Below are 23,916 nucleotides of genomic sequence, written 5' to 3'. Positions count from 1 at the left end.
GCCCCGTGGGGGCGACGAACGGTTGGGCAGCGGCGACGAACGGCGCGAGTGTTACCGGCTGGCGTTAATATTCGCACCGCTGGCCCCGGGAGGCTAGGCGGTCGGGCCGGTCAGCTGCATCAGTCGGGCCTCGCAGAGGTCCAGCCACCGCACCTCGGCCTCGGTCTGGAAGATCAAGGAATCCAGTACGAGCAGCCGGGCGGTATCCGTCGGCCGGTGCTGGGACGCCATGTCACGCCGGGCTTTGGTGTAGTCCTGCAGCGCCCGGATCGATACGGCGCGCTGGGCGTGGATGGCCGCCCCGACGTCGACGCCGGGAAGTGTTAGCGCCAGGGCGAGCTTGATGGCCAGTTCGTTCCGCGGAGGGCTCGTCCGCGGAACGGGGGATGTGAACCAGTTGCGGACCTCGGCACGGCCGTCAGTAGTGATGCTGTAGATGACGTGGCCTTCACCGTCGGCGCCATCTTTGCAGACAAGGCCGTCGCGCTCCAGACGGTCGAGGGTGGTGTAGACCTGCCCGATGTTGAGTGGCCAGGATGATCCGGTGCGGTCCTCGAATTCAATCCTGAGCTGGTAGCCATAGCGCGGGCGGTCCTGCAGGAGGGCGAGGAGGCTGTGACGAATGGACATGATGCTCCCGGAGGGTAGCGGGACGACAGCATACACGCGCCCCAAGACGCGTGTATACCGCGTATGGAATTACATTACAGTCATTCGCTGTCGCGTAGCAATTCGGCGTATGTCATACGTGGCATATGTTTGTTACATCACGAGCAGGATCTTTCCCACGTGGTCGCCGCTGTCGAAGTACCGGTGCGCATCGCGGACCTGCTCCAGCGGGAACGTCTTTGCGACCAGCGGCCGGATCCTTCCGTCGGCGAGCAGCGGCCAGACCGCGTCGCGGACGGCGTCCATGATCACGGACTTCTCCTCCACGGGCCGGGGACGCAACGCCGTCGCAATGATCGCGGCTCGCTTGCTCAGGAGCTTGCCGAGGTCCAACTCGCCCTTGGCTCCGCCCTGCAGCCCGATCACCACCAGCCGCCCGTAGTCCGCCAGCGCGTCCACGTTCTGCGTGAGGTATTTGGCCCCGACGACGTCGAGAATGACGTCCGCACCCTTGCCGCCGTTTTGCGCGCGCAGGCTCTCCGGGAAGTCCTCTTCGGCGTAGTTGATCGCGATGTCCGCGCCCAGAAAGGCCTTGGCGGTGCCGACCTTCTCCGCGGTACCCGCCGTTGTGGCCACCACTGCACCCAGGGCCTTCGCGAGCTGGATGGCCATGGTGCCGATGCCCCCGGTTGCCCCGTGGATGAGCACGGTCTCGCCCGGTTGCAGCTGCGCCGTCATGATCAGGTTGGAGTAGACCGTGGCCGCGACTTCCGGCAACGCTGCGGCGGTGACGAGGTCGACGCCGTCGGGGATCCTCAGAACCTGTCCCGCCGGCACGGCCACCTGCTCGGCGTAGCCGCCGCCGGCCAGCAGGGCGACCACCTTGTCCCCCACGGAGAACGGCTTGGTCACGCCGGGCCCGAACCCGGCAATCCGGCCCGAGACTTCCAGCCCGGGAACCTCCGAAGCGCCGGGCGGGGGCGGGTAGTGGCCTTTGCGTTGCTGGACGTCGGCGCGGTTGAGCCCCGCGGCGACGACGTCGATCAGCACCTCGCCGGGGCCGGGCACCGGGGGCGGGACGTCGCGGACCTCCAGGGCCTCGGGTCCGCCGGGCCCTGAGATATAGACAGCCTTCATGGAGAACTCCCGATTCCTAACAGACTTCGTGCAGCCTTCTTGCAGGGTTGCGCCTGCGGCACACCACGTCCGACGCGCCTTCTCCCAGAGTAGGCGGAGGAGCTACGCCTGTCCGCGAGCGCAGCCGCGTTTTTTGTTGCTGCCGACCGCCTATGAAACACTACTCGTTAGGGAAGGTTGTCCGAGCGGCCGATGGAGCTGGTCTTGAAAACCAGTGTGCGGTGACCCCGTACCAAGAGTTCGAATCTCTTACCTTCCGCGAATAATGCCCCTGGTTCTGCGCTTTGCCGCCGAGCCAGGGGCATTTTTGCGTTGCGGGCGGGGGTGCGTGGGCTGGCATCCGGGCTCCCCGGGGCGCGGGCCGGGCCCGTTCAACGGGGCCCATTGAAACCGTCGACCCCCGGGCATAGTCTCACTGTGTCTTCATCACTACCCCACAGACTCACTGGCCCGGCAGGGCCATCTTCACTGCCGCCAAAAGAAAGCAGGACTCCACAATGCCAACACCAGACCACCCCCTCGGGGCGCCTTGCTGGATCGACCTGATGACCTCCGATGCCGAAAAGGCCAAAGCGTTCTATGGCGAGCTTTTTGGCTGGATTTTCGAGACGGGCGATCAGGAGAAATACGGCGGCTACATGACAGCGCTGAAGAACGGCAAGTCCGTCGCCGGAATGATGCAAAAGCAGGAAGCCCAGGCCGGCTTCCCGGACGTGTGGTCCACCTACCTGCGCTCTGACGATGCCAGTGCCACGGTCAAGAGCGCGGCGGAGCACGGCGGACAGGTCTACATGGAACCCATGGACGTGCCCGAACAAGGCAGCATGGCCATGGTGGGCGACGCCACCGGCGCGGCTGTAGGTATCTGGCAGCCCGGCGAGATGAAGGGCTACCAACTCGCCGCCGAACCGGGCACCCCCGCCTGGCACGAACTCCATGCCCGGGACTATGCCAAGGCCGTGAAGTTCTACCAGGACGTGTTCGGCTGGGAAACCGAAGTCCTGAGTGACAGCCCGGAATTCCGCTACACAACGCTGGGATCCGGAGATGACGCCAAAGCCGGGATCATGGACGCCTCGGGCTACCTTCCTGCCGAAGCCCCGGCCAGCTGGCAGGTCTACTTCGCCGTCGAAGACACGGACGCCGCCATCCAGAAGGCCGTCGCAATGGGAGCCGAAGTGATCGACGGACCCGACGACAGTCCTTTCGGCCGGCTGGCCACCCTCGCTGACCCCACCGGCGCAAAGTTCAAAATAGTGGCCGACACCGGACAGGGAGCCCAAGTCGCGGACGCTTAAACGCGCAGCGCGGACGGCCCGTTCCCGCCTAATTATCAAAATTGTTGTAAGAAATACCGGCCAGCCCCTTTCCCAAGGGCTACTGGCCGGTATTCTGCTGTGGAGCGTCCGGCGAAGGCACCCGGGCATCGCTCACAGGCACCACCAGAAACCCTGACCCGGGCGTTCGAGCCGTTCCGGGAAGGCTGTGACGCGTTCCGCTGGGGGACGTCTCGCCGAATGCACATGCCGTACACATCGTGTTCATTCATCCCTGTTTTGCTGTGCCGGAAACTGCTTGACCAGGAGCAGTGACCGGCAGTCCGCGGGCATCACCCGGACACATTCCACCCAGCCCTTACCCGGGCACCTAATGAGAGTTAGAGCGGATGAAACGCATACCTTGGAAAACCGCGCTCGGCACAGCGCTGTCGGTGGGGCTCATCGCAGCCCCACTGGCCGCTGTCCCGGCGTTCGCCGTGGAGGTCTCCCCGGCTGCTGGCACCTCGCCAGTCATCATCAACGAGGCATACCTCAGCGGCGGCAGCGCCGGAGCAGCCTACAAGAACAAGTTCGTTGAGCTGTACAACACCTCGGACGCCCCGGTTTCCCTGGACGGCTGGTCACTGCAGTACCGCTCAGCCACCGGCACTACGGCTCCAAGCTTCACCGCTTCGCTGGCAGGCAGCATCCCGGCCAAGGGCTACTACCTGCTCAAGGGCGGCGCCAACGGCGGCACCGCCGCCGCCGGTGCCGAACTCCCCGCCGCTGACGTCACCGCCACCGGTTTCAACCCTGCCATCGGCGGCGGAACCATCGTGCTGGCCAAGCAGGCTGCCGCGCTGAGCCCGCTGGCAACCGGTTCGGTCATCGAGCCCGCCAACGTCGCCGACCTGCTCGGCTATGGCACCTCCAACACCTTCGAGACCCAGGCCGCCACCGCGCCGTCGGGCACCGGTGACGTCAAGAGCCTGAACCGCAGCAACGGCGTCGACAGCAACAACAATGCCGCGGACCTTACCCTGAACGCGACAATCACCCCCAAGGCCGTCAACGGTACGGCCGCCCCCGTTGATCCTCCGGTCGATCCGGGCCCGGTCACTCCCCCTGCCACCAAAACCATCGCCGAGATCCAGGGCAACGGTACCGCCAGCCCGCTGGTAGGCACCTCCGTGACCACCCGCGGCAAGGTCACCGCCACGTTCCCCACCGGCGGGTTCGCCGGCTACTACATCCAGACCCCCGGCACCGGCGGCGACCTGACCCCGGCCAACCACACGGCGTCGGACGCTATTTTTGTCTTCTCGTCGGCCACGGCCGGTTCCGTCCAGGCCGGCGACTACGTCGAGGTGTCCGGCGCGGTCAGCGAGTACTTCGGCATGACCCAGGTGACGGTTGCCGCCGCGGCGGACCTGAAGAAGCTCACCGAGGCAGCCCCTGAGGTCAAGGCCACCGGTTTTGCCCTCCCGGCCGAGGAATCCTTCCGCGAATCCCTCGAAGGCATGCTGCTGGCCCCGCAGGGGCCCGTGACCGTGAGCGATAACTTCTCGCTGAACCAGTACGGCGAAATCGGTCTGGCCGGAGGCACCACGCCGCTGGAGCAGCCCACCGCCGTCGCGGAGTACGGTTCCGCCACGTACACCGCCACCGTCGCCGCGAATGCCGCCCGCGGCATCAAGCTCGACGACGGCGCCACCACCAACTTCCTCAAAGACGCCACCACCAAGGCCCTGGAACTGCCGTACCTGACCACGGCGGATCCTGTCCGCGTCGGTGCACCGGTGAGCTTCAAGACCAACGTGGTGCTCAGCTACACCAACAACTCCTGGAAGTTCCAGCCGCTGACCCACCTGACCCCCGCCAACGCGGAGGCAGTCCAGCCGGTCAGCTTCGGCGCCACCCGCGCAGACGCTCCGGCAGCAGTGGGCGGCAACCTCAAGATCGCCTCGTTCAACGTGCTGAACTACTTCCCGACCACCGGCGACACGATCGCCGGTTGCAAGTTCTACAACGACCGGGCGGGCAACCCCATCACGGTCAGCGGCGGCTGCAATGTCCGCGGCGCGGCCAACGCGGAGAACCTCAAGCGCCAGCAGGACAAGATCGTCGCCGCCATCTCCAAGTCCGGCGCCGACGTCGTCACCCTGATGGAGGTTGAAAACTCGGCGCAGTTCGGCAAGAACCGCGACGACGCCCTGGCCAAGCTGGTTGACGCGCTGAACATCGCCACACCCGGGATCTGGGACTACGTCCGCACGCCGGCCAACGCACCGCCGCTGGCCGACGAGGATATGATCCGCACCGCATTCATCTTCAAGAAGGCCGTCGCGGAGCCGGTGGGCGAGTCCATCATCCTCAACGACACCGCAGCCTTCGCCAGTGCCCGCAAGCCGATGGCGCAGGTCTTCAAGCCGGTCGGCGCCTCCGATGACAAGAAGTTCATCGCGATCGCCAACCACTTCAAGTCCAAGGGCTCAGCCGCCACTCCGGAGGACACCGACAAGGGCCAGGGCGCCTCAAACCTCGCCCGCACCGCGCAGGCCAAGTCCCTGCTCGCGTTCTCGAACGAGTTGCAGGCCTCCAAGGGCACCGACAAGGTCTTCCTGATCGGCGATTTCAACTCCTACGCCAAGGAAGACCCGATCAACGTCTTCACGGCCGCCGGATACGTCAACCAGGACGAAAAGGCCAAGAACGCCGATGGTTCCGCCAAGCACTCCTACCTCTTCGGTGGCATGGTGGGCTCGCTGGACCACATCCTCGCCTCCCCGGGTGCCAATGCCATCGTCACCGGCGCCGACATCTGGAACATCAACTCCGTGGAGTCCGTCGCCCTGGAATACAGCCGCTACAACAACAACGTGACCGACTACTACGCCGCGGACCAGTTCCGGGCGAGCGACCACGATCCAGTGGTGGTGGGGCTGAACCTGCCCGTCACCCCGGCGAGCGTTGAGCTGAACTTCCTCGGCATCAACGACTTCCACGGCCGCATCGATTCCAACACCGTGTTCTTCGCGGGAACCATCGAAAAGCTGCGGGCCCAGGCTGCCCCCGGCGCCACCGCGTTCCTCTCCGCGGGCGACAACATCGGCGCCTCGCTGTTCGCCTCGGCCGTTGCCAAGGACCAGCCGACCATCGATGTGCTGAACGTCCTGGAGCTGCGGACCTCGGCCGTGGGCAACCACGAGTTCGACGGCGGCTGGACCGACCTGCGCGACCGCGTCATCGCGGGCGGCAGCAACGCCAAGTTCCCGTACTTGGGCGCCAACGTCTACAAGAAGGGCACCACCGAGCCGGTTCTGCCGGAGTACACGGTCCTCGACATGAACGGCGTCAAGGTCGCCGTGATCGGAACCGTCACGCAGGAAGTGCCCTCGCTGGTCACCCCCGCGGGCATCGCTGATCTCGAATTCGGCGACGCCGTCGACGCGATCAACCGCGTCGCCGCGAAGATCAAAGCCGGGAAGCTCGCCGACGTGATCATCGTGGAGAACCACGACGGCGCCGGTTCCGGTGCACCGGAAGGTTCCACCCTGGCGCAGGAGGTCGCCGCCGGCGGCCCCTTCGCAAAGATGGTCACCGACGTCACCCCTGATGTTGCGGCGATCTTCAACGGCCACACCCACAAGCAGTACTCCTGGGACGCTCCGGTCCCCGGCGTTGAGGGCAAGACCCGCCCGATCGTCCAGACCGGCAACTACGGCGAGTACATCGGCCAGATCCAGCTCACCATCGACACCAAGACCATGTCGGTCACCGGCTACAAGGCCGGCAACGTCAAGCGGACCACCTCCGCTGACCAGCCGGCGGACGTTCTGGTCCGCGATTACCCGCGGGTCGCCGCCGTCAAGACCATCGTTGACAAGGCCCTGGCCGACGCAGCAGTGGTGGGCAACCAGCCCGTCGGCAAGGTCACCGCGGATATCACCACCGCGTTCGGCGGCTCCCCCGCCGTGCGTGACGACCGCGCAAACGAGTCCACCCTGGGCAACCTGGTGGCGGATTCCCTCGTGGATTCGCTCAAGGCTCCGGAACTCGGCGGTGCCGAGATCGGCGTCGTCAACCCGGGTGGCCTACGCAACGAGCTGTACTTCGCGCCGGACGGGACCATCACCTACGCAGAGGCCAACGCGGTCCTGCCGTTCGTGAACAACCTGTGGACCACGTCGCTGACCGGCGGGCAGTTCAAGACGCTCCTGGAGCAGCAGTGGCAGACCAACCCGGACGGCACGGTTCCCAGCCGTGCGTACCAGCAGCTGGGCCTGTCCAAGAACGTCAACTACACCTACGACGCCGCACGCGCCGCCGGTGACCGGATCACCTCGATCCGGGTCAACGGCGCGCTGATCGACCCGGCGAAGTCCTACCGGATCGGAACGTTCAGCTTCCTGGCAACGGGCGGCGACAACTTCCGGATCTTCAAGGAAGGCACCGGCACCAAGGACTCCGGACTCGTGGACCGCGACGCGTGGATCAAGTACCTGCAGGCACACAGCCCTGTGGCGCCCGACTTCGCACGCCGCTCCGTTGCCGTGGTGAACACCACCGCCGCCGAGGTCAAGGGCGGGGCAGCCATCACCCTGGCTGTCTCCAAGCTGGACCTCACCTCGCTGGGTAGCCCGGTCAACGCCTCGCTGCGCGCCGAGTTCACGGATGCGAAGGGCACCGTAACGGCCCTTGGCGCGGTACCGGTTTCCGCCGGCGCCGCCACCGTCGACGTGAAGGTTCCTGCCGGCGCAGCCGCCGGCACGGGCACGCTGGTGCTCACCGCCGTCGAATCCGGCACCGTGGTGAAGGCGAGCGTCCAGGTCGCTGCCACCACACCGGTCCCGCCGAAGTGCACCGCCCCGGTTCCGCCGACGAAGTGGTACGACTTCAAGGGCTGGATCAAGTACACGATTGCCTGGGTCCAGTACCAGAAGTGCCTCAGGGGCTAGGTCCCCGGCCCTGACCCAGTGAGCATGCCCTCCCCCGGGCTGCAGCAATGGACATATTGCCCATATGTCCACCGCGCAGCCCGGACGGAGGGCATGCTCTTTTGGTGGGCGCCGGAGCCGCCCTCGGAAGTGGTGCCGCTGTGACAAGAGGGGCACAAGTTGCGCTGGTAGCATGTGCCAAGTGCGAAAGGGAAGATTTAATCGGGCGGTCGGTATCGTCATCGCACTGACAGCAAGTGGCGCGGCCGCGCTACTCTGGTTTGCCGTCGCCGCAGGCGGTCCTGCGTTGAACGAGTCCCCCGCCCAAGGCGTATTGCTCGGCTTCTGGAGCATCCTGTACAACACGGATGCACCGGCCCCCCGCATAATCCTGGCCGCCATAGCCTTGGCTCTCCTCATGGCCGCCGGGGTGGCCACGCTGGACCGCCGGATCGCCAACCGCTCGCGCCGATCCCTCGACCCACTCACGGGGCCGCTGGCACCCCGGGTGGTCATGTCCGCGACGCGCGGAGTTGACGCCGGTCCGGTAACGGTCACGGTGCTCATCCCGGCCCACAACGAAGAAGCCTCGCTTCCGTCGACTATCGCTTCCCTGCTGGAGCAGTCCCGCCGTCCGGACCGCGTCATTGTCGTGGCGGACAACTGCACCGACGCCACGGTGGCCTTGGCGCGTCAGGCCGGCGTCGATGTCGTCGAATCGGTGAACAACACAAAGAAGAAGGCCGGCGCACTCAACCAGGTGCTGAAGCGGCTGCTTCCCGACCTTGGCGACAACGACGTCGTGATGGTCATGGACGCGGACACCCGGCTCGACGACGGCTTCCTCGCGACGGCGGTGGACCGGTTCAGTCACGACCGGGCGCTCATGGCGGTCGGCGGCCTGTTCTACGGCGAGGAGGGCCACGGACTGATCGGCCAGTTCCAGCGCAACGAGTATCTGCGCTATAGCAGGGAGATCGGGCGTCGGCGCGGCCGCGTCTTCGTATTGACCGGGACCGCTTCCCTGTTCCGGCCCCGGGCCCTGCGCACCGTCGCGGACAGCCGCGGAGCCTCAATCCCGGGCACCGCCGGCGACGTGTACGACACCGCAGCCCTGACCGAAGACAACGAACTGACAATCGCGCTGAAATCCCTCGGCGGGCTGATGGTCTCGCCCGCGCAGTGCACCGTGGTGACGGAGCTGATGCCCGGGTGGCGCACCCTCTGGGCGCAGCGGCTGCGTTGGCAGCGCGGCGCGCTGGAGAACATCGGCGCCTATGGCATCACTCCGCAGACCCTGCGCTACTGGGCCCAACAACTCGGGATCGGGTACGGCGTGATCGCTCTGGGCTCCTACCTTCTGCTGATCTTCCTGATGGTGTTCTCACTGGACACCTGGATCTGGTTCCCGTTCTGGCTGGGGCTGGGCGTACTGTTTATGGTCGAACGTGTCGCCACGGTGTGGAAAGGCGGATGGCGGGCAAGGCTCCTCGCGCTGGCCCTGTTCCCGGAACTGTTCTTCGATATGTTCCTCAATGTGGTCTACCTCAAGGGCGTCGCCGATATCTCGCTGGGCCGGACGGCCAGCTGGAAACATGTCACCCATGTCCGTCCGCGCGAGGCCACAGGGGCGGAACGATCATGACCAGTACGGCCGTTGTTCCCGCGGGACTGCTGTTTCCCGAGTCACTCCTGCATTCCCCCTGGTTCGCCATCCTGGCGACCTTCGTGGCGATCAACACCGTTATGTATGCCGCGCTGGCGGTCGCGAAGCTCCTGCCGAAAGTGCACCGGCCGAACTGGCTCCGGCCCCGCCACGAACGCGCGGAAACCCGAAGCATCTACCCCGAGGCGCCGAAGTAGCAACGCCTTCCCGCCAGCGGGCCGGGACATGCCCTCCCCTGGGTCGCAGCACTGGACATGTTGCCCCTATGTCCAGCGCCCGGCACCGACGGAGGGCATGCTCTTCCGTGCGGGCCGGGCAGCCGACACCTAGCGCCCGAGGATGGCCCGGGCAATCTCGTCGGCGTCCCGCAGCGTGCGCTGGCCGCTGCGGTACACCGGCCCGCTCTTCTGCCGGGCCTCGGCCGCAATGGCCGTTCCCCACTGCACGGCGGACAACTGCAGTCCGAGGACATAGAGCCCTTCCGTCACCGAGCCATTCGCGCCCAGCGGCCGGTACGGGTGCGGGGCCACGTCCAGCCCCGACGTCGGCACCGGAGTCCCTTCCACCGTCATCATGAGCCGGGGGCGGGCCAGGCCTTCGGCAAGCAGCTGCTCCAGCAGGGGCGACTCGTTGACCGCGACCCTGTTGGCCGGCGCCAGCGCCTCGATCATGGCCACGGCATTCACCACTTCGCCGGCGCCGTCGTCCGCGCTGTTCCCCACCCAGGGCGATACCGCCGTGAACGTCCGGGCTTTGCGGTCCACCCCGAACTTCGGGTCCGGCCCGACGAACCGGACCACGCCGGCGCTGACCAGGGCAGCGAGCTGTTCGGCACGCAGCGCCGGCGGCCCGCTGGCCAGGCCTTCCACAAATGATTCGAACCAGCCGCGGAGCCCGGCAACCCACGATTCATCGGTGATGCCGCCGTCCGCGACGGCGGTCTTCAGGACCGCCCGGCCGTGGTGCAGGGCGCCGATGGTCATCTTCACCGGGTCGTCCTCCCCCAGCGCGGAACGCCGGGCGTCGTCGAGCAGATACTCGACGACGGCGCCGTCGAGTTCCGCGCGGGAGGCGAACGACCGCCCGGCGAGCGGCGCCGCGAGTCCTAGCAGGTTCAGCCGGTGGGCCGGACGGAGGTGGACGTCCAGGACGGAGTCCACCAGGTCTTCCCATTTCGCGGCGGAGTGGGCATGCGGGCGGAGGGCCTCCTCCAGCGCCTTCAGGAACTCCTTCGGATCCGTCAGGATGGCGCCCGGCTGTGAGGCCGCCAGCGTCGAGTAGTAGGCCCAGAGGGCGTCGCGGTGCAGGAGCGGCCAGAGGTCATGGTCGAAGGCGGGCCGGATTCCCGCTTCCGCGAATTTCGCCAGGGCATGCTCGGTGCAGTACTTCAGCGTCACGGCGTCGGGGTAGTAGCCGGCGAGGGTGGCCTTGGCCCGGTAGGGGGTGCCGCGCCGCGAGGCCGCAATGATGAGCGGTTCACGGCCGGAGGGCAGGTAGCCGAGCCGGCCGTCCGCGCCGGGCAGGAACCGGCCGCCGCGGCCTTCGGTCAGCTGGCCCATGGCATCGAAGAAGTTCAGGCCCATGCCGCGCACCAGCACCGGTTTGACGGCCGGCACCAGCGACCAGTCGACGTCGGCCGGGGCGGCCGGAGGCAGGTACAGCAGCCCGAACTCCTCCGCCGCCGCCTGGAGTTCGCGCTGCTCGGGGCTGAGCCGCGACTCGAGGTGGCCGAGCGCCAGCACCACGGAATCAACGGTGAGGACCCCGCCGTCGGCGAGTTCGACGTCGAACGACACCCGGCCGCTGTCCCTGTCGCCGGCCCCCAGGGCGGCAGTGTGGCGGACCGACGTCGCCGTCGTGCTGTGGAAATCCACCGTGGCGCCGGCGGGGAGGCGGGACAACAGCTCCTCCAGGGTGGACCGGAGGTAGCGGCCGTACAGGGCCCTGCTGGGGAAGTCCTCCGAGGCCAGCCCGGACAGTTCGGCGCGCTCCCCGGCCGTGAGGGCGGGGTGGGGCTGCTCCCGCTGCAGTTCACGCCAGCGGTCGAAGGTGTGCCCGGCCAGCGGCTGCGCGACGTCCGGGTCCTCGGGGATGACCGTGGGATAGAACGACTGGGTGTTCATCAGGTAGAGCCGGGACTGGCCGGGCTGCCAGACATGCCCCGGACCCGCGGGATACGGATCAACGACGTCGATGTGCAGGGTGGCGTCCGGCCCGGCGGGCACCCAGTTGGCCAGGAGCCGCTCCAGCACGCTCGTGCCCCGGGGACCGGCGCCAATCACTGCCGTCCGGATGCTCTGCGATATGCCCACGGCATCCAGCGTATCCGCTGCGGACCCGCAGCCCTGACGTGCCTGACCTGCCGGACGGCCCGGGACGCGGTCCGCGGGGCGCCGCTTGACTTGCTACCGGCGCGCCGATGTTGCTTGGATGGAAAAATGACCACCACTGAAGCTGTTCCCCCGCCCGCGTCCGACCGTCCCGCCGGGGCCGCAACTGATGGAACCGCCCCCGAACCCGTCGATGAGAACGTCTGGCTCGAGGAGATCTACGGCGCTGAACAGCTTGCCTGGGTCCGGGAGCAGAACGCCCGCACCGAGGAGCTTCTGGAGGACGCGGAGTACGCCGCACTGGAAAGCAGCATCCTCGAGGTGCTGGACTCCACCGACCGGATCGCGATGGTGGGCAAGCACGGGGACTGGTACTACAACTTCTGGAAGGACCGGCAAAACCCGAAGGGCCTGTGGCGCCGGACCAGCTGGGACAGCTACCGCGGCGGATCACCGGAGTGGGATGTCCTGCTGGACGTGGACGCCCTGGCCGCAGCGGAAGGCGAGGAATGGGTCTTCCACGGCGCCAGCTTCCTGCGCCCGGCCGAGGGCGAGCCGCACCGGCTGGCGCTGCTTGCCCTCTCCCCCGACGGCGGCGACGCGAACCGCTACCGCGAGTTCGACGTCGAGTCCCGCAGTTTCGTGGATCCGGCGGCTGGCGGCTTCGACCTGCCGACAGCGAAGGGCAACGCCTCCTGGCTCGACGCCGACACCCTGCTGGTCGCTTCCACGGCCGAGGGGCTGCCCAGCACGACGTCCTCCTACGCCCGGACCGGCGTCAAGCTGCACCGCGGCGGATCCCTGGCCGCGGCGGAACGGCTGTTCGAAATCCCCGAGGACCACATGATGGCCCTGGTGGCGCACGACTCCACCCCGGGCTTCGAGCGGACCTTCGCAGTGGACTGGATCAGCTTCTTCGAGAGGACCACCTCGGTGCTGCGCGAGGGGCAGTGGGTCCAGCTCGACGTCCCGGTGGACGTGAATCTCAGCTCGCACCGCGAATGGCTGCTGTTCCGGCCCCAGAAGGACTGGACCGTCGGCGCAATGACCTACCCGGCAGGTTCCCTGCTCGCCGCCGGGTTCGAGGCATTCCTGTCCGGCAGCCGGGACCTGTCCGTCCTGTTTACCCCGGACGAGCACACCTCCCTGCAGTCCTGGAGCTGGACGCGGGACTTCCTGCTGCTGAACCTACTCCGCGACGTGTCCTCGGAGATCCGGGTCCTCGATCCGCAACAGCCCGGGACGGACACCGCCTGGGCCTCGACCGTGCTGGATGCCTGCCCGCCGCTGCACGACGTCAACGCCTACGCCGTCGACGACGAGGACACCGCCAGCGGCTCGGATGACGACTTCGACACTGACGGCACTGACGGCGCCACAGTGGTGTCCGAGGTCGAGGCGCCCGGAGCCGGGAACGATTTCTGGCTCGTGGCCACCGGTTTCACCACGCCGAGCACTTTGACCCGCGGCACCCTGAGGCGTGCGGGCCGGGGCGGCGTGGACAGCACGCACGAGGTGGTCCGGACCTCGCCGTCGTTCTTCAACGAAGAGGCCTACGAGGTCCAGCAGCACTTTGCCGTGTCCAAGGACGGCACGAAGGTGCCGTACTTCCAGGTGGCGTCCAAGGATCTGGTCCTGGACGGGCAGAACCCCACGCAGCTCTCCGGCTACGGCGGCTTCGAAATCTCCCGGACCCCCGCCTACAGCGGCGCGATCGGCCGGGCCTGGCTGGAACGCCGCACCGAGGAATCCGCAGGCCACGAGGGCGACGCCCCGCACACCCGCGGCGGCGTCTACGTCGTGGCCAACATCCGTGGCGGCGGCGAGTACGGGCCCTCGTGGCACCGCGCGGCCCTGCAGGAGAAGCGGCACCGGGCCTACGAGGACTTCGCCGCGGTGGCGGCGGACCTGATCTCGCGCGGCGTGACGTCGCGGGCGCGGCTCGGCTGCGTGGGCGGATCCAACGGCGGCCTGCTCGTGGGGAACATGCTCACCCAGTACCCGGAACTCTTCGGCGCCGTCTCCTGCGGGGTCCCGCTGCTGGACATGCGCCGCTACACCAAGCTGTCCGCCGGCTACTCCTGGATCGCCGAATACGGGGACCCGGACGTGCCGGACCAGTGGGACTTCATCAAGACCTTCTCGCCCTACCACCTACTCCGGGACGGGGTGGACTACCCGGAGGCGTTCATCTGGACGGCCACTTCGGATGACCGGGTGGGGCCGGTCCAGGCGCGCAAGATGGCCGCCCGCATGCAGGCGATGGGCATCCCCAACGTCTGGTTCCACGAGGCGCTGGAGGGCGGCCATGCGGGGGCCTCGGACAACCGCCAGGCCGCCGCCCTGCAGAGCCGCAGCCAGCACTTCCTCTGGCGGGCGCTGGCAGGCCGGAGCGCCTGACCCCGGACAAAGCAACGCGGGGTCACTCTGCGCCCATCCGGCGGCCCGGGATGGGCCGGAAGTGACCCCGCGTTGGCCGTTTTGCACTGCATGGCACCTTCTGCGTATCCTTGGTTGGCTAGTTAATAGCAATTGGAGACGTGCCAGAGCGGCCGAATGGGCTTCACTGCTAATGAAGTGTGGGGCACAACTCCACCGGGGGTTCAAATCCCCCCGTCTCCGCGTTTGGCCCCGGTCCTTGGACCGGGGCCTTTTGCGTACCCGGGGCGGGCTCCCCGTCCCCGGCGTGTGGCCGACCACCGCCACGGTGCGTCCGGGGGCCGGACAACGGACGCCTTCCGGCAGCCTGGATGGCAGGATGGGCCCATGTCGAGCAATCCCATGTCGAAAAACAGCGCGTTTGACGCGATCATTGTCGGCGGCGGCCACAACGGCCTCGCCGCGGCCGCGTACCTGGCCAAGGCCGGCCGGAAGGTCCTCCTGCTGGAGAAGCTTGAGCATCCCGGCGGCGCAGCGGTATCCGCCCGGGCGTTCGACGGCGTCGACGCGCGCCTCTCGCGCTATTCCTACCTCGTGAGCCTCCTCCCGCAGCAGGTCATTGACGACCTGGGCCTGCGCATCCGGCTGGCGAGGCGCCGGTACTCGTCCTACACCCCGGACCCGCACGACGGCAGCCGCGCTCTCCTGGTCGACAACGGGGATGCGGCGGCCACCGCGGCGTCCTTTGCCGCCGTCGGTGCCCCCGACGGCGAGTTCCGGGCCTTCACAGAGTTCTACGCGGGCTTCCGTCAGCTCACCGAGGCCCTGTGGCCCACCATGACCTCGCCGCTGCCGACGCGTTCCGAGGCGAGGAACCTCGCGGCCCGGGCCGGCGCGGAGGCTGAGTGGGACGCCCTGACGGAACGGCCCATCGGGGACACCATCGCCAAGTCCCTCCAGCACGATTTGGTCCGCGGCGTAGTGCTCACGGACGCCCTGATCGGCACCTTCGCCCGGGCAGACGACGAGGACCTGCAGCAGAACATCTGCTTCCTGTACCACCTGGTCGGCGGCGGAACGGGCGACTGGGACGTGCCCGTCGGCGGGATGGGCGCCGTGTCCGGGGAACTGGAACGTGCCGCCCGCGAGGCCGGGGCGACCATCCTGGCGTCCGCGGACGTCACCGCGGTCCGCCCGGGAGGCAAGGTCAGTTACCGCCACGAGGGCGCAGAGCACACGGCCACCGCTTCCTGGGTCCTCGCCAACGTGGCCCCGGCGGTGCTGGACCGGCTCAGGGGCTCCGGCGCTTCCAGCGGCGCTGCCCCCACCAAGAACCCGAACCACCTCCGGGAGGGTGCCCAGGTCAAGGTGAACCTGCTGCTGAAGCGGCTCCCCCGGCTGCTGGATGAAGCCATCAGCCCGGAAGCGGCCTTCGGCGGGACGTTCCACATCAATGAGACCTGGTCGCAACTCGACGCCGCCTACCTCGCCGCCGCGTCCGGAACCATTCCCGACCCGCTGCCCTGCGAGATCTACTGCCATTCGCTCACGGACCCCAGCATCCTGTCACCGGAACTGCAGGCCGCCGGTGCGCAGACGCTCACCGTTTTCGGCCTGCACGTCCCGGACCGGCTGATCACGGCGGAGAACAATGACCAGCGCCGGGCGGAGCTGCAGGCGGCCGTCCTGAAGTCACTGAACTCGGTTCTGGCTGAACCCGTTGAGGAACTGCTGCTGACGGGACCGGACGGACAGCCCTGCATCGAAACCAAGACCACCCTGGACATCGAGCGGGCGGTCGGCATGCCGCGGGGCAATATCTTCCACGGCGGCCTCGACTGGCCCTTCGTCGAGGACAACGCGCCGCGGGACTCCCCTGCGCAGCGCTGGGGCGTCGCGACGGATGACCCGCAGATCCTGCTCTGCGGGTCGGGCGCCCGGCGCGGCGGTGCCGTCAGCGCCATCGGCGGACACAATGCGGCCATGGCGGTGCTGGAGTCCGGGCCGGCCGGGGCCGGGCCAGCCGCCCAAGGCTGAGCCCGGCGTCGTGGAGTTCCCTGCATGAGTGAGCCCTCGCCGCCCTCCGGCGCATCCGTGGACAAGTGGAGTCCCCGCCTGGCCCTCCTCGTCGCCGCCACGTTTTTTATGGAGTTCCTGGACGGCACCGTCCTGACCACGGCGATCCCCAGTATCGCCGCGGACTTCTCGGTCCCGTCGGCGGACGTCAACATCACGATGACCGCTTACCTGATGACCGTGGCGATGGGAATCCCGCTCAGCGGCTGGCTGGCAGAGCGTCTCGGCGCGCGGCGGGTGTTCTGCCTGGCCATAGCGGTGTTCACGGTGGCCTCGCTGCTGTGCGCTCTCAGCCAGGACCTCACCATGCTGACCCTGAGCCGGGTGCTGCAGGGCGCGGGCGGCGCCATGATGGTCCCGGTGGGCACCCTTGTGGTGCTCCGCGGAACGGCGAAGAAGGATCTGCTCCGTGCCACGGCCTACCTGGTGTGGCCCGGTCTGCTGGCTCCGGTCCTCGCCCCGCTGGTGGGAGGCGCGCTCACAACATTCCTGTCCTGGCCCTGGATCTTCCTGGTCAACCTCCCGCTGGGGCTCGCCGCGTTCGTCGCGGCTCTGCGGCTGGTCCCGAGCACCAAGGGCGACCGCCAACGCCGCCTGGACTGGCTGGGGCTGGCCCTCACGACCCTGGGCGTGGGGTCCGTCATGGTGGGGCTGGAGCTGGCCGGCGGCCGCGAGTCCGGCGCCTATACGGTCATCGGCATCACAGCGGGGCTCGTGTTCCTTAGCACCGCGGCCTGGTGGATGCGGCGGACGCGCTCCCCCTTGTTCGATCTCGGCGTCTTTTCCACCCGGACGTTCCGCTCCACGGCGACGGGCGGTTTCATTTACCGCCTGACCATCAGCTCCGTGCCCTTCCTGCTGCCGCTGATGTTCCAGAACGGATTCGGCTGGGATCCGCTGCGCGCCGGAGTGCTCGTCGCGGCGGTCTTCGTTGGCAATATCGGGATCAAGCCGGCCACGACCCCGCTCATCCGCCGCTTCGGTTTCAAACCGGTCCTGGTCTTCGCCTCCCTGGCTTCGGCTGCCACCTTTGCGCTGTGCGCCCTGCTCGACGCCGGCACCCCGGAACCGCTGATCCTGGCGCTGCTCGTAGCCAGCGGAGCCTTCCGGTCCATCGGGTTCTCGGCCTACGCCTCGGTGCAGTACGCCGACGTCGATCCCGCCCAGCTGCCGTCGGCCAACGCCGTTTCCGCGACCCTGGTGCAGCTCGCGACGGCGGCCGGAATCGCGATCGGGGCGCTGCTGATCCGGGTCTTCGAAGCCAGCGGCCCCCTGCTGGCCGACGCCGGCGCCTCAAGTGCGGACCCGGCGGGACCGTACCGGGCGGCGTTCCTGGCGATTGCCGTGATCATGCTCCTGAGCGCCTTGGACAGCCTGACGCTGCCCCGCCACGCGGGAGCCGGGGTCAGCCGGCCTGGCCAAGCACCAGCGGCAGCACGGCCCCGGCGCCCGCGAGCCTGAGGGCCCGGCCGGCGACGGTCACGGTCCAGCGGCTATCGACCAGGTCGTCAATCAGCATCACGCTCTGGCCCTGGATGCCGGCCAGGGCTGCTTCCAGCTCCGGTCCCACCACGAGGCGGTCCCAGACCCCGGCAAGCCGGTAGGCGCTGTTGCCGCCGCGCCCACCGGTCGGTCCTCCGTGCTCGAGCTGCAGCTGCCCCAGGTACGGGATCCGGCCGATCTCCGAGATGCCGCGGGCCAGAGAGTCCACCAGGGCAGGCTTGCCGCGGGACGGGACGCTGATGATGGCAGCCGGGCGGCCTGCACCGCTCCAGCCGGGAGTCCTGCTGTCGCCGGCGCCCCACTCGCGCAGCACCTGGACGCAGGCCTGCAGCATGCCCGGGTCCACCGTGCGGTCGGGGGCTCCGGCGGCGAAGGCTTCGCGCAGGGCGCCGCCCCAGCCCAGGTCCGTGAGCCGTGCCAGCGCCCGCCCGCCGGCGACGCTTTCGTCGGGCTTGATCTTGCCCTTCACGGGCACGCCGAGGCGGTCCATGCCGCTGGGCCACTGCAGCCGGGGTTCCAGCGGTACACCCGCACGACTCAGCGTCTGGCCGGCGGCTTCGGTGGCCGAGGCGGCAATGTCGGCCGGGAACCACGTTCCGGCACAGTTGTCGCAGCGGCCGCAGGCGCGGGCGGTCTCGTCGTCGAGGACCGAGGTGATGTATTCCATCCGGCAGCCTGCGGTGTCCTGGTAGATCACCATGGAGTCCTGTTCGTCCACCCGGGCCTCCGCGATCCGGCTGTAGCGCTCGGCGTCGTACGTCCACGGTTGGCCGGTGGAACGCCAGCCTCCACCCACCCGCTCCACGGCGCCGTCGACCGCCAGGACCTTCAGCAGCAGTTCCAGCGGCGTCCGGCGCAGATCCACACGGGCTTCCAGCGCCACTGTGGACACGGCGGTTCCCGCTTCGGCGAGGGCCGTCAGCACAGCTCCGGCTTTTTCCTCCGAGGGCATGGACGCGGTGGCGAAGTACTGCCAGATGTCACGGTCCTCGGAACCGGGCAACAGCAGCACGTCGGCGTTGGCGGCGCCACGGCCGGCGCGGCCGACCTGCTGGTAGTACGCGACCGGGGACGACGGCGCCCCAAGGTGCACCACGAACCCGAGGTCCGGCTTGTCGAAGCCCATGCCCAGGGCGGAGGTGGCGACGAGGGCCTTGACCTGGTTGTCCTTGAGGAGCTGTTCCGCGCGTTCCCGGTCCGCGGGGTCGGTGCGTCCGGTGTAGGCGAGGACCTCGTGGCCGGCTTCGGCCAGGAGCCTGGCGGTGTCCTCGGCCGCGGAGACCGTCAGGGTGTAGATGATTCCGCTGCCGGGCAGGTCTTTCAGGTGCGTGAGCAGCCAGCCAAGCCGGTCGCGGGAGTCCGGCAGGCTCAGCACACCCAGTCGGAGGGACTCGCGGCCCAGGGCGCCGCGGATGGTCAGCACACCGGCGCCGAGTTGCTCCTCGATGTCGTGGACTACCCGGGAATTGGCGGTGGCAGTGGTGGCCAGGACGGGGACGGTATCCGGCAGCTGGGTGATCAGGTCCGCGATGCGCCGGTAGTCGGGGCGGAAATCATGCCCCCAGTCGGAGATGCAGTGGGCCTCATCGATGACCAGCAGGCCGGTGCGGCGGATCAGCTCCGGCAGCTGGTTCTCGCGGAAGGAGGGGTTGGTGAGCCGCTCCGGCGAGACCAGCAGGACATCGACCTCGTCCGCCGCGAGCTGCTCGCGGACGGTGTCCCAGTCCAGCTGGTTCGCGGAGTTGATGGCCACCGCCCGGACCCCGGCCCGCGCCGCGGCGGCCACTTGGTCCCGCATGAGCGCCAGCAGCGGGGACACGATCAGGGTCGGCCCGGCGCCGCGCTGACGCAGCAGCAGGGACGAGACAAAGTACACCGCCGACTTTCCCCAGCCGGTACGCTGCACGACGAGGGCGCGCCGGCCGCCGTCGACAAGGGCCTCAATCGCCTCGAACTGGCCCTCGTGGAACTCCGCGGCCGGGTGGCCGACCAGTTTCCGCAGGACATCCTGCGCCTGCTCCCGTGTCCCCGAGAGTCCGGCGGATGGGGCGTCGGGCGCGGACAGGACTGCAGCGTTCTGGTTATTGGCCATTGCTTCAGTATCCCAGCCCCCTCCGACAGCGACGAAGCCACGGGCGCCGCTATGTGGACAATCACAGGATGCGCGGGAGCCCAGCGGCTGAAGGAAACCGGCAGTGCTCCTCCACAGCGTGATTCGGCTTCAACGTAAGATAAGACGCGTGACTACGGAAAAGACGAAGACTTTTGACCTCTCGGCCTCCTTCAAGGCCTACGACGTGCGCGGCATTGTCGGCGAATCGATTACCGCGGAAATCGTCGAGGCTGTGGGTGCGGCGTTCGTCGACGTCCTGCAGCTGGAGGGCAAGACGGTGCTCGTCGGCGGCGACATGCGCCCCTCCTCCCCCGAATTCAGCAAGGCCTTCGCCAACGGCGCCGCCACACGGGGAGCCAACGTCCAGCTGCTCGACCTGATCTCCACCGATGAGCTTTACTATGCCTGCGGTGCGCTCAACGCAGCCGGAGCCACCTTCACCGCGAGCCACAACCCCGCGGAGTACAACGGCATCAAGATGGCCAAGGCCGGCGCCGAGCCGATCTCCTCCGAGTCCGGGCTCAAGGAAATCCAGGCCCGCGCCGAGGAATACCTCAACTCCGGTTCCATCCCCGCTGTCCCCGGCCGCGGCCTGATCGGCGTCCACGATGTCCTGAAGGGCTACTCCGAGTACCTCCGCAGCCTCGTGGACCTCTCCGGCACGCGCCCGCTCAAAGTCGTCGTCGACGCCGGCAACGGCATGGCGGGCCTCACCACGCCGGCGGTGCTCGGCGACGCCCTGCTGCCCAAGCTTCCGCTTGAAATCATTCCGCTCTACTTCGAGCTCGACGGTTCCTTCCCGAACCACCCCGCCAACCCGCTGGAACCGGAGAACCTGCGTGACCTGCAGGCCGCCGTCGTCGAGCACGGCGCGGACATCGGGCTGGCGTTCGACGGCGACGCCGACCGCTGCTTCGTCATCGACGAGAAGGGCGAGCCCGTCTCGCCGTCCGCGATCACCGGCATGGTGGCCCGGCGCGAGATCGCCCGCGCCCAGGGCCTCGGCGAAGCCAACCCGACCGTCATCCACAACCTCCTGACCTCCCGCGCCGTCCCCGAACTGGTGGAACGCCACGGCGGCAGGGCGGTCCGCACCCGCGTGGGCCACTCCTTCATCAAGGCTGTGATGGCCGCAGAGGGCGCCATCTTCGGCGGCGAACACTCCGCGCACTTCTACTTCCGCGACTTCTGGAACGCGGACACGGGCATGCTCGCCGCGATGCACGTCCTGGCAGCCCTCGGCGAGCAGGACGGTCCGCTGTCCGAGCTCGGCCGCGAATACGAGCCGTACATGTCTTCCGGCGAGATCAACTCGGAAATCGAGGACAAGGCCGCCGCCGTGGAACGCGTCCGGCACGACTTCCACACCGAGGACGTCGAGGTGGACTACCTCGACGGCAGTACCTTCATCGCGACCGACGGCAGCTACTGGTTCAACCTGCGCCCCTCCAACACCGAGCCGTTCCTGCGCCTCAACGTTGAAGCGACCGACACCGCCACCATGGAGCGCGTCCGCGACCGCGTCCTGGCGCTGGTCCGGGGCTAGGGCCGTGTCGGAACTGCCTGCGGAAACCGCAGCCGAGCACGCAACCGCATCCTCTGCCCAGTCGTGGCGTGACAGCGTTCCGGACGCCAGCGCCACCGATCTGGAGAACCTGCTCGGCACCGGCGTCGGCGCCGCCCAGGAGCAGCTTGAGCGCAACGGCGGGTTCCTGCCGTTCGCCCTCGTGGTCGAGAACGACGGCGAGGTCCGGCTGGTTGCCGTGACCCCCGCCGACGCGGCGGAAGGCACCGAGGCCGACTTCGACGCGGATTCGATGATCAGCGACCTCACCGAACTGCTGCGCCAGCACCGGGACGAGTTCCGCGCCGCCGCGATCGTCTGTGACATCACGCTGCTGGAGGAAGCCTCGGACGCTATCCACGTGGCCGCGGAGCACCGCGACGGCTCCCTCTTCGCCGCGGTCCTTCCGTACGCAGCGAACCCCGCAACGCGTGAGCTCGAATTCGGCGAGCTCTCCGCCGATACCAACGAGCCCGGCGTCTGGGTGGACTAGACCGCCCGTAAACTGGTGTTATGAAGATCAACGCCTTCGCGGATGTGAGCCTGCGCGCCATGATGGTGCTCGCGGCCGCTCCCGACGGCGGACTCCTCACCACCCAGAGCATCGCGGACGCTGTCGGCACGCCGTACAACCACGTCAGCAAGGCGATGGCGAAGCTCCGCGAGCTGGGGATGATCGACGTCGAACGCGGCCGCAACGGCGGTTCCCGGCTCAGCAGCGCCGGCCGGCTGGCCACTGTGGGGCAGCTCCTGCGGCAACTGGACACCCGCACCGACCCGGCTGACTGCGTCGGCGCCGGCGGAGCGTGTCCGCTGATCAACGAATGCCGCCTCCGCGGAGCCCTCGCCCGCGCCCGCGAGGCCTTCTACGGCGAACTGGACGGCCTGGTCGTCGCGTCCCTGCCGACCTCCCGGCAAATGGCGCCGGTGTTCCAGGCGATCGGGCTGCGCCCCGGGCTCTGAGCCGGACCCAGCCTCACCCTCGACCCACTCCGCACTCCCCGTGTCACCGACCCCGCCACGCCCGGGAATTCCCTCGATTTGAACTTGTTTTCTACGCCCTGTAGAACAGAGATATGAATACACGCATTTCAAATGCAGGTATTTGCATCGGTCCGGTTGCAGACCCCGGGCCACTACCTCAGGAGTCAATATGCTCTCGGACAAGTCCTTCCCCGTCATCGAGGCCACCCTGCCGCTGGTCGGATCCCGGATCGGTGAAATCACGCCCAAGTTCTACGCCCGCCTCTTCGCAGCACACCCGGAACTGCTGGACGGGCTCTTCAGCCGCTCGAACCAGCGCAACGGCAACCAGCAGCAGGCCCTGGCCGGAAGCATCGCCGCTTTCGCCACCCACCTGGTGAACAACCCCGGTACCCTGCCGGAGACCGTGCTCGCCCGGATCGCCCACCGCCATGCCTCCCTCGGCATCACCGAACCGCAGTACCAGGTGGTCTACGAGCACCTCTTCGCCGCCATTGCCGAGGACCTGGCCGAGGTCATCACTCCGGAAATCGCCGAGGCCTGGACCGAGGTCTACTGGCTCATGGCGGACGCGCTGATCAAGCTGGAAAAGGGCCTCTACGCAGCCCAGGCCAACGGCACGATGTGGAGCCCGTGGCGGGTCGCCGCCAAGACCGCCGCCGGCACCGGTTCCATGACCTTCACCCTGGAACCGGCGGACGACACGCCCATCACTTCCGCCCTCCCGGGCCAGTACGTCAGCGTCAAGGTCGCCCTGCCGGACGGGCTCCGCCAGGTCCGGCAGTACTCGCTGTCCGGCGACGCGGGCACGAGCCGCAGCTTCACCACCAAGAAGGACGACGGCGGCGAAGTCTCGCCGGTGCTGCACAACAACGTCCAGGTGGGCGACATCCTCGAGATCTCCAACCCCTACGGCGAGATCACCCTCAAGGACGGCGAAGGACCTGTCGTCCTGGCCTCGGCCGGCATCGGCTGCACGCCCACCGCGTCCATCCTGCGCTCCCTCGCAGAGACGGGCTCCGACCGCCAGGTCCTGGTCCTGCACGCGGAAAGCGACCTGGAGTCCTGGGCGCTGCGCTCCCAGATGACGGACGACGTCGAGCGCCTCGACGGCGCCGACCTCCAGCTCTGGCTCGAGCGCCCGGTCGCCGGCACCAGGGAGGGCTTCATGTCCCTGCGCGAAGTGGACCTGCCCGCCAACGCGTCCCTGTACCTCTGCGGCCCGCTCCCCTTCATGAAGAGCATCCGCAACGAGGCCATCAACGCCGGCATCCCCGCGACGAAAATCCACTACGAGGTCTTCGGCCCGGACATCTGGCTCGCCAGCTAATTTCCCCATCAAGTGCTCCGCACGATGGG

At 68.2% G+C, this 23,916-nt stretch carries 15 protein-coding genes and 2 tRNA genes; 13 read left to right on the top strand and 4 right to left on the bottom strand.

Annotated features, from left to right (window positions below; genetic code table 11):
• Window positions 1-93 precede the first annotated feature (93 nt).
• Window positions 94-630: a PadR family transcriptional regulator gene (locus tag AC1DF4_RS14370; protein WP_476913513.1), complete on the bottom strand. Its 537-nt coding sequence runs from the start codon at window positions 628-630 to the stop codon at window positions 94-96.
• Window positions 631-762: 132 nt separating this feature from the next.
• Complete coding sequence (locus AC1DF4_RS14365) at window positions 763-1,746, bottom strand: NAD(P)H-quinone oxidoreductase (protein WP_476913512.1); 984 nt, start codon at window positions 1,744-1,746, stop codon at window positions 763-765.
• A 171-nt stretch (window positions 1,747-1,917) separates the two neighbouring features.
• Between AC1DF4_RS14365 and AC1DF4_RS14360 the strand changes: the two genes are divergently transcribed.
• The 5 genes from AC1DF4_RS14360 to AC1DF4_RS14340 all read left to right on the top strand — a co-directional run bounded on the left by AC1DF4_RS14360 (window position 1,918) and on the right by AC1DF4_RS14340 (window position 9,805).
• Window positions 1,918-2,005: transfer RNA gene (locus tag AC1DF4_RS14360), tRNA-Ser, on the top strand.
• Between the two features lie 238 nt (window positions 2,006-2,243).
• The gene (locus tag AC1DF4_RS14355) at window positions 2,244-3,044 is read left to right on the top strand and encodes a VOC family protein (RefSeq protein ID WP_476913511.1); all 801 of its coding nucleotides are present in this window, start codon (window positions 2,244-2,246) and stop codon (window positions 3,042-3,044) included.
• A gap of 368 nt (window positions 3,045-3,412) precedes the next feature.
• Window positions 3,413-7,963 (top strand): ExeM/NucH family extracellular endonuclease, encoded by a 4,551-nt coding sequence (locus AC1DF4_RS14350; protein WP_476913510.1) that lies wholly within the window; start codon window positions 3,413-3,415, stop codon window positions 7,961-7,963.
• Between the two features lie 286 nt (window positions 7,964-8,249).
• Entirely contained in the window at window positions 8,250-9,587 is a 1,338-nt protein-coding gene (locus AC1DF4_RS14345) for a glycosyltransferase family 2 protein (RefSeq protein ID WP_476913509.1), read from the top strand.
• Complete coding sequence (locus AC1DF4_RS14340) at window positions 9,584-9,805, top strand: hypothetical protein (protein ID WP_476913508.1); 222 nt, start codon at window positions 9,584-9,586, stop codon at window positions 9,803-9,805. The genes AC1DF4_RS14345 and AC1DF4_RS14340 overlap by 4 nt, the downstream gene beginning before the upstream one ends.
• Window positions 9,806-9,934: 129 nt before the next feature.
• Here the strand turns inward: AC1DF4_RS14340 and AC1DF4_RS14335 are convergent, their stop codons facing one another.
• Complete coding sequence (locus tag AC1DF4_RS14335) at window positions 9,935-11,920, bottom strand: FAD/NAD(P)-binding protein (RefSeq protein ID WP_476913507.1); 1,986 nt, start codon at window positions 11,918-11,920, stop codon at window positions 9,935-9,937.
• Window positions 11,921-12,046: 126 nt separating this feature from the next.
• Between AC1DF4_RS14335 and AC1DF4_RS14330 the strand changes: the two genes are divergently transcribed.
• The 4 genes from AC1DF4_RS14330 to AC1DF4_RS14315 all read left to right on the top strand — a co-directional run bounded on the left by AC1DF4_RS14330 (window position 12,047) and on the right by AC1DF4_RS14315 (window position 17,854).
• Window positions 12,047-14,338, top strand: a complete 2,292-nt coding sequence (locus tag AC1DF4_RS14330) for a prolyl oligopeptidase family serine peptidase (protein WP_476913506.1) — start codon at window positions 12,047-12,049, stop codon at window positions 14,336-14,338.
• 134 nt (window positions 14,339-14,472) lie between these two features.
• Window positions 14,473-14,560 (top strand) — tRNA-Ser (locus AC1DF4_RS14325).
• Window positions 14,561-14,704: 144 nt separating this feature from the next.
• On the top strand, window positions 14,705-16,354 hold the full coding sequence (locus AC1DF4_RS14320) for a phytoene desaturase family protein (protein WP_476913505.1): 1,650 nt from the start codon (window positions 14,705-14,707) through the stop codon (window positions 16,352-16,354).
• Between the two features lie 24 nt (window positions 16,355-16,378).
• Complete coding sequence (locus tag AC1DF4_RS14315; RefSeq protein ID WP_476913504.1) at window positions 16,379-17,854, top strand: MFS transporter; 1,476 nt, start codon at window positions 16,379-16,381, stop codon at window positions 17,852-17,854.
• Here AC1DF4_RS14315 and AC1DF4_RS14310 read toward each other — a convergent pair.
• On the bottom strand, window positions 17,799-19,988 hold the full coding sequence (locus AC1DF4_RS14310; RefSeq protein WP_476913503.1) for a RecQ family ATP-dependent DNA helicase: 2,190 nt from the start codon (window positions 19,986-19,988) through the stop codon (window positions 17,799-17,801). The two genes, AC1DF4_RS14315 and AC1DF4_RS14310, sit on opposite strands and share 56 nt — an antisense overlap.
• Window positions 19,989-20,136: 148 nt before the next feature.
• Between AC1DF4_RS14310 and AC1DF4_RS14305 the strand changes: the two genes are divergently transcribed.
• From AC1DF4_RS14305 to AC1DF4_RS14290, 4 genes are all read left to right on the top strand, one after another.
• Window positions 20,137-21,555 carry a phosphomannomutase/phosphoglucomutase gene (locus AC1DF4_RS14305; RefSeq protein WP_476913502.1) on the top strand — a complete coding sequence of 473 codons (1,419 nt, stop codon included), beginning with the start codon at window positions 20,137-20,139 and terminating at the stop codon, window positions 21,553-21,555.
• Between the two features lie 13 nt (window positions 21,556-21,568).
• Complete coding sequence (locus AC1DF4_RS14300) at window positions 21,569-22,066, top strand: hypothetical protein (protein ID WP_476913543.1); 498 nt, start codon at window positions 21,569-21,571, stop codon at window positions 22,064-22,066.
• 20 nt (window positions 22,067-22,086) lie between these two features.
• Complete coding sequence (locus AC1DF4_RS14295) at window positions 22,087-22,536, top strand: RrF2 family transcriptional regulator (protein ID WP_476913501.1); 450 nt, start codon at window positions 22,087-22,089, stop codon at window positions 22,534-22,536.
• 190 nt (window positions 22,537-22,726) lie between these two features.
• Entirely contained in the window at window positions 22,727-23,887 is a 1,161-nt protein-coding gene (locus tag AC1DF4_RS14290; protein ID WP_476913500.1) for a globin domain-containing protein, read from the top strand.
• The last annotated feature ends 29 nt before the right edge of the window (window positions 23,888-23,916 follow it).

Source organism: Arthrobacter sp. 05N429, from assembly GCF_056397045.1.
Note: the sequence above shows the minus strand (reverse complement) of the source record. Positions and strands in the feature narration are given on the sequence as shown.

Excerpts from the sequence above, each read along its gene's own strand:
- AC1DF4_RS14355 (WP_476913511.1), top strand. The coding sequence starts at position 2,244 with ATGCCAACACCAGACCACCCCCTCGGGGCGCCTTGCTGGATCGACCTG.
- AC1DF4_RS14350 (WP_476913510.1), top strand. The coding sequence starts at position 3,413 with ATGAAACGCATACCTTGGAAAACCGCGCTCGGCACAGCGCTGTCGGTG.
- AC1DF4_RS14310 (WP_476913503.1), bottom strand. The coding sequence starts at position 19,988 with ATGGCCAATAACCAGAACGCTGCAGTCCTGTCCGCGCCCGACGCCCCA.
- AC1DF4_RS14290 (WP_476913500.1), top strand. The coding sequence starts at position 22,727 with ATGCTCTCGGACAAGTCCTTCCCCGTCATCGAGGCCACCCTGCCGCTG.
- AC1DF4_RS14370 (WP_476913513.1), bottom strand. The coding sequence starts at position 630 with ATGTCCATTCGTCACAGCCTCCTCGCCCTCCTGCAGGACCGCCCGCGC.
- AC1DF4_RS14330 (WP_476913506.1), top strand. The coding sequence starts at position 12,047 with ATGACCACCACTGAAGCTGTTCCCCCGCCCGCGTCCGACCGTCCCGCC.
- AC1DF4_RS14365 (WP_476913512.1), bottom strand. The coding sequence starts at position 1,746 with ATGAAGGCTGTCTATATCTCAGGGCCCGGCGGACCCGAGGCCCTGGAG.
- AC1DF4_RS14340 (WP_476913508.1), top strand. The coding sequence starts at position 9,584 with ATGACCAGTACGGCCGTTGTTCCCGCGGGACTGCTGTTTCCCGAGTCA.
- AC1DF4_RS14315 (WP_476913504.1), top strand. The coding sequence starts at position 16,379 with ATGAGTGAGCCCTCGCCGCCCTCCGGCGCATCCGTGGACAAGTGGAGT.
- AC1DF4_RS14295 (WP_476913501.1), top strand. The coding sequence starts at position 22,087 with ATGAAGATCAACGCCTTCGCGGATGTGAGCCTGCGCGCCATGATGGTG.
- AC1DF4_RS14320 (WP_476913505.1), top strand. The coding sequence starts at position 14,705 with ATGTCGAGCAATCCCATGTCGAAAAACAGCGCGTTTGACGCGATCATT.